Origin of the sequence: Marinilactibacillus sp. Marseille-P9653 (assembly GCF_916618885.1) — a bacterium.
Lineage (GTDB): Bacteria > Bacillota > Bacilli > Lactobacillales > Carnobacteriaceae_A > Marinilactibacillus.
In genome coordinates, this window is the sequence record NZ_CAKAKH010000002.1 from 24,522 (window position 1) to 39,435 (window position 14,914).

10 protein-coding genes are annotated in these 14,914 nt (G+C 37.2%); 4 read left to right on the top strand and 6 right to left on the bottom strand.

Annotated features, from left to right (window positions below; genetic code table 11):
• Nucleotides 1–98 precede the first annotated feature (98 nt).
• Nucleotides 99–1,559 (bottom strand): PTS mannitol transporter subunit IICB, encoded by a 1,461-nt coding sequence (locus LG377_RS10585; RefSeq protein ID WP_225744692.1) that lies wholly within the window; start codon nt 1,557–1,559, stop codon nt 99–101.
• A 427-nt stretch (nt 1,560–1,986) separates the two neighbouring features.
• On the opposite strand from LG377_RS10585, the gene glmS reads away from it, so the two are divergent.
• Nucleotides 1,987–3,795, top strand: coding sequence for a glutamine--fructose-6-phosphate transaminase (isomerizing) (gene glmS / locus LG377_RS10590; RefSeq protein ID WP_225744693.1), 1,809 nt, complete (start codon nt 1,987–1,989; stop codon nt 3,793–3,795).
• A 167-nt stretch (nt 3,796–3,962) separates the two neighbouring features.
• Nucleotides 3,963–4,115, top strand: a complete 153-nt coding sequence (locus LG377_RS10595) for a hypothetical protein (protein ID WP_225744694.1) — start codon at nt 3,963–3,965, stop codon at nt 4,113–4,115.
• Between the two features lie 27 nt (nt 4,116–4,142).
• Here LG377_RS10595 and celB read toward each other — a convergent pair whose 3' ends face one another.
• The 3 genes from celB to LG377_RS10610 form a co-directional block, all read right to left on the bottom strand.
• Nucleotides 4,143–5,480 (bottom strand): PTS cellobiose transporter subunit IIC, encoded by a 1,338-nt coding sequence (celB, locus tag LG377_RS10600; protein WP_225744695.1) that lies wholly within the window; start codon nt 5,478–5,480, stop codon nt 4,143–4,145.
• A 404-nt stretch (nt 5,481–5,884) separates the two neighbouring features.
• Entirely contained in the window at nt 5,885–7,459 is a 1,575-nt protein-coding gene (aspD, locus tag LG377_RS10605; protein WP_225744696.1) for an aspartate 4-decarboxylase, read from the bottom strand.
• 215 nt (nt 7,460–7,674) lie between these two features.
• Nucleotides 7,675–9,651 carry a S9 family peptidase gene (locus LG377_RS10610; protein ID WP_225744697.1) on the bottom strand — a complete coding sequence of 659 codons (1,977 nt, stop codon included), beginning with the start codon at nt 9,649–9,651 and terminating at the stop codon, nt 7,675–7,677.
• A gap of 356 nt (nt 9,652–10,007) precedes the next feature.
• On the opposite strand from LG377_RS10610, the gene LG377_RS10615 reads away from it, so the two are divergent.
• On the top strand, nt 10,008–10,982 hold the full coding sequence (locus LG377_RS10615; protein WP_225744698.1) for an L-lactate dehydrogenase: 975 nt from the start codon (nt 10,008–10,010) through the stop codon (nt 10,980–10,982).
• A gap of 144 nt (nt 10,983–11,126) precedes the next feature.
• Here the strand turns inward: LG377_RS10615 and LG377_RS10620 are convergent, their stop codons facing one another.
• A complete protein-coding gene (locus tag LG377_RS10620) occupies nt 11,127–12,107 on the bottom strand; it encodes a polyprenyl synthetase family protein (protein ID WP_225744699.1) in 981 nt (326 codons plus the stop codon).
• A 91-nt stretch (nt 12,108–12,198) separates the two neighbouring features.
• Complete coding sequence (locus LG377_RS10625; protein ID WP_225744700.1) at nt 12,199–14,040, bottom strand: FAD-dependent oxidoreductase; 1,842 nt, start codon at nt 14,038–14,040, stop codon at nt 12,199–12,201.
• A gap of 321 nt (nt 14,041–14,361) precedes the next feature.
• Between LG377_RS10625 and LG377_RS10630 the strand changes: the two genes are divergently transcribed.
• The gene (locus LG377_RS10630) at nt 14,362–14,859 is read left to right on the top strand and encodes an FMN-binding protein (RefSeq protein ID WP_225744701.1); all 498 of its coding nucleotides are present in this window, start codon (nt 14,362–14,364) and stop codon (nt 14,857–14,859) included.
• The last annotated feature ends 55 nt before the right edge of the window (nt 14,860–14,914 follow it).

Sequence of the window (14,914 nt, forward strand, 5' to 3'; positions counted from 1 at the left end):
CCTTCTAGGTTTAGTATACAGAAAACAAAGAAAACAGTGAATTTCTCCACTGTTTTCCGTGCTCTCAAATATTTAACCCTATTTGTTCAAGCCGGTTATTAAGATTGATCTTTTATTTTTTCAACAATTTCATCATATTTGGGACTACCTAAGAAATTATCTACAGATACATGAACTGCACTTGGCGTACGTTGTGAAGCTCTTTCTGTTAATTCTTCTTGGGTAATGACCAATAAACCTTCTTCATCTTGTAAGTTATTGATAGAAGAATTCGTTACGCTGATGCTTAAACCTGCTTCTTTGACTTTTTTCTTCATTAGTGAAGCACCCATTGCAGATGATCCCATTCCAGCATCACAAGCAAAGATGATTTTATTTACGAATGTGTCTTCTACTGCGTCAACACCAGTCGCAACATCTCCAGCACCTACTGTACCGGCATCGTTCATTGTTACTTGACCTTTAGCTGTTGCTTTGTTTGCACTTGATTTAGCAATGGCTTGATCTAGCGCTTCATCACTATCATCCGAACGGTCTAATTTCAAAATCAGTGATCCTACTGCAAATGATGCAGCTGCTGCAACAACTACACTTGAGATAACTGCGACATAAGCTCCACTAGCAGTTGCCCCTAGTACCGCAAGAATCGAACCTGGAGAAGCTGGTGAACGTAACGCACCACCTAAAAGTACATTCGTAAATGTTCCAGAAACTCCACCAGCGATAGCTGCTAAGAACATTGCTGGTTTCATTAGTACATATGGGAAGTAAATTTCATGAATCCCACCGATAAAGTGAATAAATACCGCACCAAATGATGAAGATCTTGCTGAACCTTTACCAAATACCATATAGGAAAGTAAAATTCCAAGACCCGGTCCAGGATTTGCTTCCAACAAGTAAACGATTGATCTACCAGTTTCAGCTGTTTGTTGCGCACCAAGTGGTGTGAAAATACCGTGGTTGATTGCATTGTTTAGGAACAATACTTTTGCTGGTTCAATAAATACGTTAACTAATGGTAATAGGTTTGCGTTGATAATCCACTCTACACCGGCAGCCATCGCTTGGTTCAACCCTAAGAAGATTGGACCAATAGCAGCAAAAGCTATTAAGGAAAGGACGAAACCGATAATACCACTTGAAAAGTTATTAACAAGCATTTCAAGTCCTGTTGGAATTTTATCTCCGAAAAAGTCATCAAATTTCTTAATTACATAACCACCTAGTGGTCCAACTCCCATTGCGCCAAGTAACATTGGTGCATCGGGTGCTCCCATAATCACACCCATTGTTGCAATAACCCCTACAACTGCTCCACGTTGTCCGTGAACCATGCTACCACCCTGATAAGCAATCAAGATTGGAATCAAATAATTGATGATGGGTCCAACCATTGTAGCTAAATTTTCGTTAGGTAAAAAACCGTCTGGAATAAATAGCGCTGTCAAAATCCCCCATGCAATTAACGCTCCGATATTCGGCATAACCATTCCACTTAGGTATGAACCTAGACGTTGAATAGCTGATTTCCCACCCTTACTCTGTGTCTGTTGCATTATGCATTCTCCTTTTGTACCTATATTTTTTATAATTGCTCTCTTTACTCTTTTATTGTAAGCGCTCCGTTTTAGGAATACTAGTCCAAGTAGTAAGAGCTTTGTCACAACACTTTTGACAAACTCCTAGTTATGACACTCTTTGTGCAAATGCCTCTCCTCACATTTGTATTCTTAATCAAGAATGACCTTTTGCTTAACAATCTTAAGTCTCGTGTGTCAAACTTTAGATTGTTAAGTGAAACGTCAGCGATACTCTATTACCAATGTCATGTATACCAATTTAATTTATTATTCTATATTTCTATTTGACAAACGTCTTTAATGATTATAATATTGTGATGCGTCAAGGAAACGAATTACAAAAAACAGTATATACCAATTAAAATTTGGTCTATACCTTAAAAAAGAAAGAAGGAAAACAATTATGTGCGGAATCGTAGGATATATTGGACATAAAGATGCAAAAGAAATTTTATTAAGAGGATTAGACACTTTAGAATATAGAGGGTATGACTCAGCTGGTATCTATGTTACTGATGAATCAGATAAGGGTCATTTATTTAAAGAAAAGGGCCGCATCGCTGCACTTCGCGATAAAGTAGACAACTCTGTTGCTGCTCATTCTGGTATCGGTCATACTCGCTGGGCTACACACGGTGTGCCAAGTGTTGAAAATGCTCATCCACACCAATCTACAAGCGGTCGTTTCACTATTGTACATAATGGTGTAATCGAAAACTTTGAAGAAGTAAAAGACGCTTATCTTTCGGATGTTCACTTCCACAGTACTACAGATACTGAAGTGATCGTTCAATTAATTGCTTGGTTTGTAGAAACTGAAGGATTAGAAACCATTGATGCATTCAAAAAAGCAACTGTTACATTAAAAGGTTCTTATGCTTTGGCATTAGTGGACAACCAAGCACCTGATACTTTGTATGCTGCTAAAAACAAATCTCCTCTATTGTTAGGTACTGGGGAAGGTTTCAATGTTATTTCTTCTGACGCTATGGCAATGGTTCAAGAAACGACTCAGTTCATTGAATTGATGGATGGAGAGGTAGCTACATTAACTAAGGATTCTATTATAATTGAAGACTTAGCTGGTGAATTGATTGAACGTGATAGCTATACGGCTCATATCGATGCTAATGATCTTGGTAAAGGAACTTACCCATACTACATGATCAAAGAGATCGACGAGCAACCTGCTGTTATGCGTAAACTTGTTCAACAGTATCAAAATGAAGATGGTCAATTAGAAGTTGACGAAACAATCTTGAAAGAAATCAAAGAGAGCGACCGTATTTACGTTGTAGCTTGTGGTACTAGTTACAATGCAGGGTGGGTCGGTAAACAACTACTTGAACGTATGACTGGAACTCCAACTGAAGTTCATTTAGCAAGTGAGTTTGCTTACAATACACCATTATTGACTGAGAAACCATTTTTCATCTTCTTATCTCAATCTGGCGAAACTGCAGATAGCCGTCAAGTACTGGTTCAAGTTAACAAGGCTGGCTATCCTTCACTAACACTTACAAACGTACCTGGTTCAACGTTATCACGTGAAGCTAAACACACTTTACTGTTATATGCTGGACCAGAAATTGCTGTTGCTTCTACAAAAGCTTATACAGCACAAATCGCTGTTCTTGCTATCTTGTCTGAATGTGTTGCTAAATTCAACGGTGTAGACGTTTCTATTGACGTAGCGCATGAATTAGGAATTATCGCTAACGCTATCGAAACAGTGATCGATGACCACGAAATCTTTGAACACTTATCGGTTACCCACTTAAGTACAAGTAAAAATGCTTTCTATATTGGACGTGGTATTGATTACTATATCGTCATGGAAGCTGCTTTGAAACTAAAAGAAGTCTCTTACGTTCAAGCTGAAGGTTGGGCTTCTGGAGAATTGAAACATGGTACGATCGCTTTGATAGAAGAAAACACTCCTGTTATCTCTATCATTACAGACGAAGTGTCTGGTCCTCACACAAGAGGAAATGCTCATGAAGTTATTTCTCGTGGCGCACACAGTATGATCATTTCTATGGAAGGTTTGGACCGTCAAGAAGATGCTTATGTTCTTCCTAAAGTTCACGACCTATTAACACCTCTAGTGAGTGTCATTCCAACTCAATTGATTGCATACTATACTGCATTACACCGTGGAAACGATGTTGACAAACCTCGTAACCTTGCAAAATCCGTAACTGTAGAATAGTCAATAGAATACAAAGTAATCCCCTTTACTCTGACCAAATCAAACGGTCCGTAAAGGGGATTTTTTTAGATTATTTACACACTTGTCGATGGCATTAGTGTAACCTTTGTCGACCCAGAATTACTCGATTTGTCAATTCATCTGAAAGAGGGACTACATTATCTTATTTGACAAATTCTCGCGCTGAACGACGCATTCAATATACTGCATTCATGCATCCATTCAGTAAGTCTTTCGACATTATCGTAAAACAGACGAACAATGAATTTCCGATTGAAGAAATCACTAAAAGAAGCATCAATCCAGTGGACAAATACTGAATCGATACTTCTTTGTTATCATTAAATTTATGCTTCAGTAGGTTGCGTAGCTTGAACTGCACCATCTTCTACTCGTTCAATACCTTCTGTTCCTTCTGTTTCAAGTTGATACGCTTTTTGATCTACAATTCTAAAGAATGGATAATAAATCCCTGCCGAAAGCAGTATTTGTACCATCTGCCAGGCTCCGCCTCGCCATCCACTGAGCAAGAACCCAGAAATAATTGGTGGGGTTGTCCAAGGGATATTGGCTCCATTTGCATAAGGTACGATACCGGCTGACATCACAAAGTAAGTCAGACCTGACATCACCAGCGGCATCAATAAGAACGGAATCATCATGATGGGATTCAAAACAATAGGGAGTCCAAATATCAACGGCTCGTTGATATTGAATAATCCAGGCACAAAAGCTAATTTTCCTAGTGTCTTGTACTGCTCAGATCTAGCAAACAATAGGATACAAAGTGCCAAACCTAGTGTTGCACCTGCTCCTCCAACTTTAATAAAGTTATTGTAAAATTGTGCATTGATGATATTTGGTAAAGCATTACCGGCTGCAAAAGCAGTAGCATTCTCTGCAGTCAGATTTAACCAAATTGGGTTCATGACTGCTCCAACAATATTGGAGCCATGTATACCAAATGACCATAACAGCCCTTCAAAGATAAAGATGATAAACGTTGTTGGTAAAGTTCTCGATAAAGCCAGTAAGGGTGTTTGTAAAATTTCAAAAATGAATGCATGAGCTGTTTCGTATGAAACCAAGCTAAATCCGATACGGATAAAATTGAAAAGAACAATGACAATAAATCCTGGAACGAGTGCCGAGAAAGATCTAGCAACATTTGAAGGAACAGAATCCGGAAGTTTGATAACCCATCCTTTTTGAATGACAAGTCTGTAAATTTCTGTTGCTATAATAGCTGATATCATTCCAACAAATAATCCACTCGCACTTAGATTCAACATCGGAATCCCTCTAGCCTCGTTTGCAGCAGTTATGGTCGGTGTTAAAACAAAGAACGCTACTAGCGAAATCAGAATGGCACCAATGTCATCCACTTTATAATAGTTAGCCAACGATTTAGCCATACCAATCATAACAAACGGCGTCATGATTTCCATTGTCATGTCATAAGGAACTTCAAAATAAGATTTCCAATCCGCTCCAAGTAACCCTTCCATAAATCCAGGATAACTCTCGATAGGTAAATTGGCAAAAAGCAGAAAAATAGAGCCAATTATAAGTAAAGACATTGCTCCGAAGAACCCAGCCTTGACAGCTGTCAAATAACGATTCGAATCTAATTTGAATGCAATAGGAGAAAGTACCTCCGATAATTTATCCAGTGCATTTTCCATATACAAAACCTTCTTTCTCAAAATAGTTTTAGCATTTTAAAGCGGTTGCATTTTGTGGTAAAACCGTTATGGTTTTCTCTAATTCATAATGTGAGCTCAAGAAAATTTCTTTTCTATCATTATGCATTTTGAGAGTATAAAAGATGAAAATGAAAAGTTATAACTTTTTCTATAAGTCAATTATATGTGGGGAGAACATTTTAAGCAAGCGTTTTCTTTACTGTTATATCAGTATTTATCGTGTGTAATCCATTACACACGCATCACTAACACTTATCTATTTCGAAAGTTTTTTCCAGTATAACTCGATATAGATTTTATGCATTATTGTATTATAAAACGATCATTATATTTAATACTCAAGATTAAAAAGGAGTCTGCGAATGTGCAGGCTCCTTTCCTCTTTATTTAAATGAAAGATACATCCGGTCGACCATATTTGTGATCCTTTGACCGATTTCTCTATACGTTTTAGTCGGAAGATTTGCTAATGAGACTCTAACGGTCCACTTACTTGAACCAAATGCCTCTGATTTCAATAGCATCAATTGCTCCTCTTTTGCGAGTTTAGTGACAATATCTGTCATAGACCAGTTGGTTTGAATATAATCTACGAAAGGTTCTTCGTATTTTTCTTTCAACCACCACTCGAAGTCGATTTCACAATAATAAGCGGTATTCAATTCTTTGATTGGCATACGCATACCTAGAGAATCATATAGGGCCTTACCTCTCTCCTGACAAATCCCAATAACTTCTTTCTTGTACACATCCTCTGTATCTAACAATGCGTAAAGACTGAACAATGTCATCATCACTTGCTGTGGAGCCGATAGACCTGCTGCATGATTTAAAGCAACTGATCGACTATCTGCCACCATCCGGTCAATAAATCGAATAGATTCAGGATCTGAGGTGAGCGTTGCATAACGAGTATTTAACTCGGCTTTCTTTCCTTCTGGAAGTCGAGCCAGACGGTCATCAAAAATATTTTCTTTTGCGACTGCAATCGTCCCTATTCTCCATCCAGTTGCACCAAAATATTTTGAGTAAGAATAGATGCAAGCTGTATTATACGGCAAAACAGTAAACAATGAAGTAAATTGATTCAAGAAAGTGCCGTATACATCATCCGACAGAATCATCAAGTCTGGATTATCCTTTTCAACGATATCAATCAGCTGATCGATGGAATCTCCATAAATCGCATTAGCCGTAGGATTACTTGGGTTGACGACAAAAACCGCTTTGATGGTCTCATCTCTTAAACGATCCAACTCTTCTTTGGGAAACTGATAACTTGTTTCTCCATTAATTGTCACGAGCTCCGAGCGAATGTAGTGTACATTAAATCCGTACTCGGGCAGCTCTGGTATTTCCATATAAGGTGCAAAAGTAGGAATCAGCAAAGCAATGGTATCCCCTTGATTTAATAAGGCATTGTTAACTAAAGAATTGAATGTATAAACAATACCAGCGGTTCCACCCTCTACTGCGAATACATCGAATGGGACACTTTTTGAATCGAATAGTTCATGATGCAAATAATGTTTGATTGGTTCTTCACTGGCATTCAAAATACGTTCCGGATGGGGATAATTATCTCCGATCACATCATCTAGCATATGCTTCAACCATACTTCTTTTGGCATACCCATTAAGTGATTGCCTTTTTCCCAAATTCTTAGAAGTAAATCTGCTCCTTGCGTTTCCTTGGAATCTAGAAAGGTTTCGAACCTTTCTGATCTACTATCATCTTCTTTGATCATTCCAGCAATTTGTCTGTTTTCTCCGAGCATGGTTTCTTTAACTGCAAATTCCCCTAATAGGAAAAAAGCTTCTCTTGGTATAGGTGCCGTCCAGTTCGGGTTCCCTCTACCTGCATTCAAAAATTCTTTCGTATTAGGGGTTTTCTGCATCTGTTCTTCTAAATAAAGATTTAATTCAAAAGGGCTCAGACTTTCAAGATCCTGTTTCAAAATTCCACTCCTAGTTTTTTGTGATGATTTTATTTTTTCTCCACTTATAATTGTAACAAAGATATTGAAAGACCCCAAGTCTATAGAACATTAGACAAAGAATTTATATAAATTCTCATATAAGCCCATTATTATGTGAACAATTTAATGAATAGACGAAATTTCAGCAAAAAAACTAGCCTTCCTATAAATCAAGAAGGCTAGTCTCTTATTTTCTAATATTGTTCGAACCAATCAGTGATTGCATTCATTCTTTCAAGGCGTAGATTGGGTAGACCCATTCTCGAAAGTCCATGACTGGATTTGGGGAATGTGATCAGTTTTGTATCGACCTTATGTTTCTTCATCGCGATATACATTTGCTCTGCTTGTTCTTGTGGACATCTTAAGTCCTCTTCTCCATGGATAACAAGTAGCGGTGTTTTCACATTTTCAGAATACGCTAGAGGAGACATTTTCCAGAGTTCTTGCATCTCGCTGAGATCGTGTTGTAACTGAAATTCTACGAAATGAGGACCAATGTCACTTGTTCCATAGAAACTGATCCAGTTAGAAATACAGCGTTGTGTAACGGCGGCCTTAAATCTATCCGTATGTCCAACAATCCAATTCGTCATGAATCCACCATAACTACCACCTGCGACATATAATTTTTCTGTATCAATTTCTGGATGTTTATCTAAAACGTAGTCCGTTCCAAGCATCAAATCTTCATAGTCTTTGTTACCGTAATCTCCTAAGATTGAAGCAACAAAATCCTGACCATAGCCATTCCCTCCGCGTGGGTTTAGTAAAATGACACCATATCCTTGCGCAGATAATTTCTGCATTTCATGAAAAAAGGTTTCTCCATAACAAACTTGCGGTCCACCATGAACATAAAGAATTGCCGGATGTTTTTCTTTTTTATCGACGGGTGGCATATACCATCCTTGAATATCCCAGTCGTCTGCTCCTTTATACCAGAACATCTCTGGTTCAACGATAGTATATTCAGAAACCACAGCCGCATTCGGGTCATATAACTTTTCAATTGTACCATTTTTTAAATCCAGTAAGCCAACCTCACTTGGGATCGTTGCTGTCGAGTATGTTACAGCCACTCTATCTTGTTCATCTGTTAGCTCTCCACCAGTGAACTGAACTTTTTCATCGACAAGTTTCTCTAACTGCCCTTTACGATTCCCTTTATAAATTTGCAACTTTCCGTGTTCTGTTACTGGGAAAAGATAGTGTTCATTATCTAGCCATTGCACCGGAAAGTCGGATACATTCTGCTGGAAATCTCCAATGATCGTATCGCCCACTTCCGCATCCAAGTTTTCAGTTAAACAGACAAGTGTTTGTTCGATTACATCGTAGCCATAAAGCTTTGCTTGTGATACAAATGCAAATTTAAAATCATTTCCTACTAAAAGATAAAAATCTTCAGCCTCGTTTGCTGCAACAAACTGGAAACTGCCTTGGGGAATTTCTTTTGTAACGGTAGTTGTCTTCTTTGACTCAATAAAGTATTTATAGACACTACCACCATAAACCCATTCATCTTCTGGATCCAACTTGTCAGAAATCAACAGATAACTTTCATCTTTTGAGACATAGCTCAATCCAACTGGACGGTCTTTTTCCAAAATAAGCTGATCATTTTTAGTCGCGATATCTACCTTTTTGATCTGATAAGTGAGATCTACGGGATTGACACCTCTTCCATCCATTTTGTATTGAAGGGTTGTAATCACTTTAGGCTCTGGGTGCTTTTGCTTGTCTTTCATCTCTTCAGTTTTATCAGAGTTTGAATCTTCTTTTGTTTTCTTTGAGGTCTGATAATAAACACTTGCACTATTGCTGGTCCATTCATATGAAAATACGCCATTTTTTTCTGAAGTTAATTGAGAAGCTGAACCTCCAGATAGTGAAATCAAGAAAATTTGAGTTTTCTTGTCTTCTGTATTATTTGAAAGATAGGCCAACCATTTACCATTAGGAGAAATACTGATTTCCACATTAGCAGATCCACTATCTCCCCAGTGCGTTTTCTCTTCAGTCTTTTGATGTACACTATAAATAGAGGTACGGTATTCATTTGATTCTTCTTTCAGATCCGTTTCAACAAAAAAAACATGATCTTTCCACACTTTTGGTTGTGAAACAGTTTTTAAATCAAATAGACTTTCTGGTGTTAAAGTTTTCAAAATCGAATCATCCTCCTTCTAAGCTTACATTAAAATATAACTATTTATTATAACTTGTGCTTATTACCGAACTTTTGAAAAATTTACACATTTAAAAAGGTCAGTAAAGTTGTAAATATAATATAAATACTTATTTATTCTAATATACAAATAAATAACTTAATACAATCTTGCCATTCTTACGTTAGATAGTCAATAGTATTTAATGATAATTATCTCATTTAATATCTCACGTTTATTTTGATTTTTTTTATGTAAATTATTCTGATTTTTTAGGTATAATACTGTATTTATTTTCAGTTTGTGATATAATGAACTTGTAGAAAATGGTTTAATTTTAAGAGGAGCGTGTTGATATGAGTTCACTAAATGACAAACAAAAAATCATCTTAATTGGGGATGGCGCAGTAGGATCTAGTTATGCTTACTCTCTGATCAACCAGAATATCGGGCAAGAACTAGGTATTATTGATGTTTATCGAGATAAAGCCGAAGGTGATGTGATGGATTTAAGTAGTGCTCTAGCTTTTACCGCACCTAAAAAATTATATGTAGCAGATTACGAGGACTGCTCAGACGCTGACTTAATCGTCTATACTGCTGGCGCAAATCAAAAACCTGGAGAAACAAGACTTGATCTTACTGAAAAAAATCTACGCATAACTAAGAGCGTGGTTGATAGTGTTATGGCAAGTGGTTTTAACGGCATTTTCTTAGTTGCCACAAACCCTGTAGACATTTTGACTTACGCCGTATATAAATGGTCTGGGCTACCTGCTAACCAAGTTATCGGCTCCGGTACTTCTTTAGATAGTGCTCGCTTCCGTCAAGCAATTGCCAATCTTTTAGACGTCGATGTACGAAACGTGCATGGTTATATTATTGGAGAACACGGCGACACTGAATTCCCTGTTTGGTCTCACGCTAATGTGGCGGGTCTACAGATCAATGAATGGTTAGAACACAACCCTGATACGGATGAACAAGCACTAGTAGATATTTTCTTTTCTGTAAGAGATGCAGCTTATACAATCATAGAGAAAAAAGGCGCTACTTTTTATGGTATCGGTGTTTCTCTAGCAAGAATCACTCGAGCGATCTTAAATAATGAACATGCTGTTCTTCCGTTATCAGTTTATCTGGAAGGTCAGTATGGAGAAAATGATATTTACCTTGGTACACCTGCCATAATCAACCGTAGTGGAATCAAAAATATTATTGAAATTCCGTTAAATGATTCTGAAAAAGAGAAAATGAAACATTCAGCCCAAACAATTAGAGAGCATTTGGATGAAGTCATCAAAAAAAGTCCTGATTTAGCTTTCGAATAATCAACTTTTAGCATGAGTCTATACAGATTCATGCTTTTTATTACGCTTAAAAAAACTGTAATCTATCGTTTAATCGTTTTTATAGATGATGATTATCGACGGTTAAAAAAGATCATTCGGATAAGAAATACCCGAATGATCTTTTTAGATTTTTCTGCTGAGTAATTGTTTAGTCAGTTGATAAATAATCTCTTTCTCTTTTGTATCTGGTAAAGACATGATTTTTTTCAATGATTTTTCAGTATATTTTTCTGCTAGTCGTTTCGCTTCAGATATTCCATCCGATTCAATAACTAGCTGACGTATTTTTTCTGTATCTTCTTCTGTCATCTGTTGTTTCTTATCTAATAATGGAAGAAAAGCACTACGATTTTTTCGCATTGCAAAAATTAGTGGTGCAGTATAAATGCCTTGTCTAACATCTTCCAGAACCGGCTTACCAAAATCCTCTGATGATATTGTATAATCCAAAATATCATCCAATATCTGAAATGCCATCCCCGCATGACTTCCTATATGATAAGCAATCCTAGCTCTCTTTTCTGGTAGTCCACCTTCAAGTGCTCCCGCATAGCACGATAAAGCAAATAACTGTGCTGTTTTCCCAGATATTTGAGTGAGATATTGTCGGATCGTTATGTGCGTATGATAATACAGCCTCATCTGATCCAGTTCACCCGTTAAAATCCGTTCCATTCCTTTTGTGTTGATTTCAAACTGCTGATTACTTTGTACGTATTGTGCAAGTAATCGAAAAGAGACCGTAAACAAGTAATCTCCTGCGTAAACAGCAGCATCTTTCCCGTAACGAGATTGGATTGTTTCCTGACCCCTTCTTTTCGGTGAGTCATCTATGATGTCATCATGGATCAGCGTGGCTGTATGAAGCAGTTCGATTGAAGCAGCTACTGCTTGCGCTCTTTTTGCATCATGTTCTGATCCGAATGTCGAAAAAAGAAGAGTATACGCTGGTCTGAGCATTTTCCCGCCTCTATTAAAAACATCCTTTAAAACTATTTCTACCTCTTTGTTACGCATCTGAATCGATTGTTCGATGAGTTTGGTTACTTCTTTGAGCTCCATCGCTAATTCAGGATACGGTTCCCATATCGAATGTAGTTTCATTGGTATCTCCTTTTAATCACATAAATTTAAAGAAAAAAAGCGAAAGCGAGCTACTTCCCCGCCTCCACTCTTTCTTTTTTCTATTTAATTCCTAGTTGTGTATAGAAGTACTTTTTCCGTACCAGAAGGTCCCGGCTTTCTTTTGAATCCAAGGAATCACATAATAGTCTAGACCGAAAGCTCGACCTGCCCCATTCATTAATGCAATGGCTACAAAGATAAACCAAATGTTTACCCAGTAGAACATTCCTGAGAGTGTAAATGATAAAACCAAGCCAATGGTTGCTGCGCTCGTTAACCAAGTGAATAAGCCAAAAATCAGAGCCAAAGCAATTGCGATTTCAACACATGTCATAAATTTCTGGAAGAATAGAGCCATTTCTGTATTAGGTATCATAATTTTCATTATACTCTCGAACCAGCCAGGTGCTTGATCTAAAATCATCATTGGTTGTTCTCCATACGCATAGCTTAGACCAAATATCGGTTTCGCAACCTCTTCAACAGCTTCTGAAGCTCCAGAAGTCGGATCTTGAAGCCATGAGAACGGTAGCAGCACCTGATCTTTAAACCAACTTTCGGCCCCTAATATACCGAACGCTTTCTTCAAACCTTCTACTAACCACATGCTACCATAAAATACCCTTAGAGGTACACTCCATAAAACATTACCGTATCTAGAAAGATGTCCACGGAAAATATTTCGACTGTTTTTGATATGGAAAAATTCATGAAAAATATATTGCGTCATATAATAGCCCGACCGAATATCAAAGAAATATTTCAAATTTACAATATGTTTCATCAAGATCGCAAGAAATCCGCTTAAATGTATTTTATCAAATAGATAGGCTACACCATAGGTTGACCCTACTGATACCAACGTACCTTGATAATTTGATTCATGTGGATGTTTTTCTCCACCATCTATTTTAGCTACAATATTTTTTGCTGCTGTGTGTCCTGTTTGTTCCGCTGCTTGAACAATCTGTGGCGTAGGTTTTCCGTTTTCTTCATAGTAAACCAAGTCTCCAATGACATAAACGTCTTCTAGATCTTTCGCTTCCATATACTCATTCGCAATTAATCTTCCGGCACGAGCTTTTTCAGTTCCGAAATCTTCTATATCTGAATTTGCTTTTACACCGGCTGCCCAGATGAGTGTATGTGTCGCTAGTACTTCATCTGTTTTCAGTTCAACTGAATGTGCCGTAACATTTACAACTGGTGCTTCCGTTAATATGCGTACTTTCTTTTTGCGTAAGTATTTTTCTACTTTACTAGAAGAAACTTTAGGAATCGTACTCAGTATTTCTGGAAGTGCTTCAACAACTATCAATTCAATTTCACTCGCATCAATATGATATTTTTCTGCAAGGACAGGTTTCCAATCAACCAATTCCCCAATCATTTCAATCCCTGTTAAACCAGAACCGCAAACAACGAATCTAAGCATTGCTGCTCTTTTTTCTAAATCGCGCTCTCTAGCAGCTAGAGCAACAGTATCCTCTATATGATGTCTGATACGAACCGCGTCTTCCCATGACCATAGTGTAAAGCCATTTTCTTTAACTCCAGGGGTGCCAAAATCATTCGCTTCTCCCCCCATACCGAGTATAAGATAATCATATTTGTATTGACCATTTTCTGTGACCACTGTTTTGTCATCATGATTAAGTTCAATAACAGTATCCGTAATCAATTGAACGTTTTTCCTTCTAGAGAATAAGCGTTGCAAATCATACTGGATAGCATCTGGTTCAACTCTTCCCCCAGCGACCTCGTGTAGTTCTGTCATATAAGTATGGTATGGATGACGATCAATCAAAGTGATTCCTACTTGATTATTTTTCTTCAATTTCTTTGAAAGTAGTTTTGCAGCAGATACACCCGCAAAACCGCCTCCAACAACAACAATATTAATCTGTGGCATAATGGTATACTCCTTTTAAAGACTTATTTATTGTGAATAATTTTCAATAAAAATTGAGAAATTTTTCACAATTTAATTCACGTGTTCATTATAACGAATGCGAGATGTTTTGTCTATAGAATCTTTATTCTCTTTTCAAAAACAGTATAAAACCTACATTTACAGGAAATTTAGCGTCTTTTCACAAGACAAGAAAGTAATTATAAAAAAATCTTTGTGAATGTATAGACAAATAAATATTAATGTTGTATACTACGCTTGTTAAATACTTATCAAGAGAATTCTTCTTTTGATTATCATACTTATTATGGAGGGAATACCATGTTTATCAAAAAAGGCATCATATTCGCAACAACATTATTTGCTTCAACCATCGTATTAACAGCTTGTGGAAATTCAGATGATTCAGCATCTAGCGCTAACGAAGGCACATCAGAAGAATCCACTTCTGCTGAACTACAAGATGGCACTTATTCTTTAGAGGAAGAAAACTTTGATGAAAATGGCTGGCGCGTTTTGTTTGATCTAACTGTCAGTGATGGCAAAATCACAAAATCAGATTATGATTATGAAGATGCAGATGGAAATTTGAAATCTGAAAATGAAGAGTATCAGAAAAATATGTCTGAAAAGGTTGGTGTTGGTCCAGCTGATTATATTCCTCAATTAAACGGAGAATTGGAAGAGAAACAAGATCCATCAGAGGTCGATGCTGTATCTGGTGCAACACATTCTTCCGAAAGCTTTATCAAGTATGCCAACCAATTAGTTGATGCTGCTAAAGAAGGCAATACAGATACTATTGAAGTGAGCAACTAATCTAGGTCTTTCATCCCCTATTATTTTGAATTATAATAGGTAAAGAACCTTACGA

Bases quoted from the DNA above. Each gene is read 5' to 3' on its own strand.
- LG377_RS10625 (WP_225744700.1), bottom strand. From the start codon at position 14,040: ATGCCACAGATTAATATTGTTGTTGTTGGAGGCGGTTTTGCGGGTGTA.
- celB (WP_225744695.1), bottom strand. From the start codon at position 5,480: ATGGAAAATGCACTGGATAAATTATCGGAGGTACTTTCTCCTATTGCA.
- glmS (WP_225744693.1), top strand. From the start codon at position 1,987: ATGTGCGGAATCGTAGGATATATTGGACATAAAGATGCAAAAGAAATT.
- LG377_RS10630 (WP_225744701.1), top strand. From the start codon at position 14,362: ATGTTTATCAAAAAAGGCATCATATTCGCAACAACATTATTTGCTTCA.
- LG377_RS10620 (WP_225744699.1), bottom strand. From the start codon at position 12,107: ATGAAACTACATTCGATATGGGAACCGTATCCTGAATTAGCGATGGAG.
- LG377_RS10585 (WP_225744692.1), bottom strand. From the start codon at position 1,559: ATGCAACAGACACAGAGTAAGGGTGGGAAATCAGCTATTCAACGTCTA.
- LG377_RS10615 (WP_225744698.1), top strand. From the start codon at position 10,008: ATGAGTTCACTAAATGACAAACAAAAAATCATCTTAATTGGGGATGGC.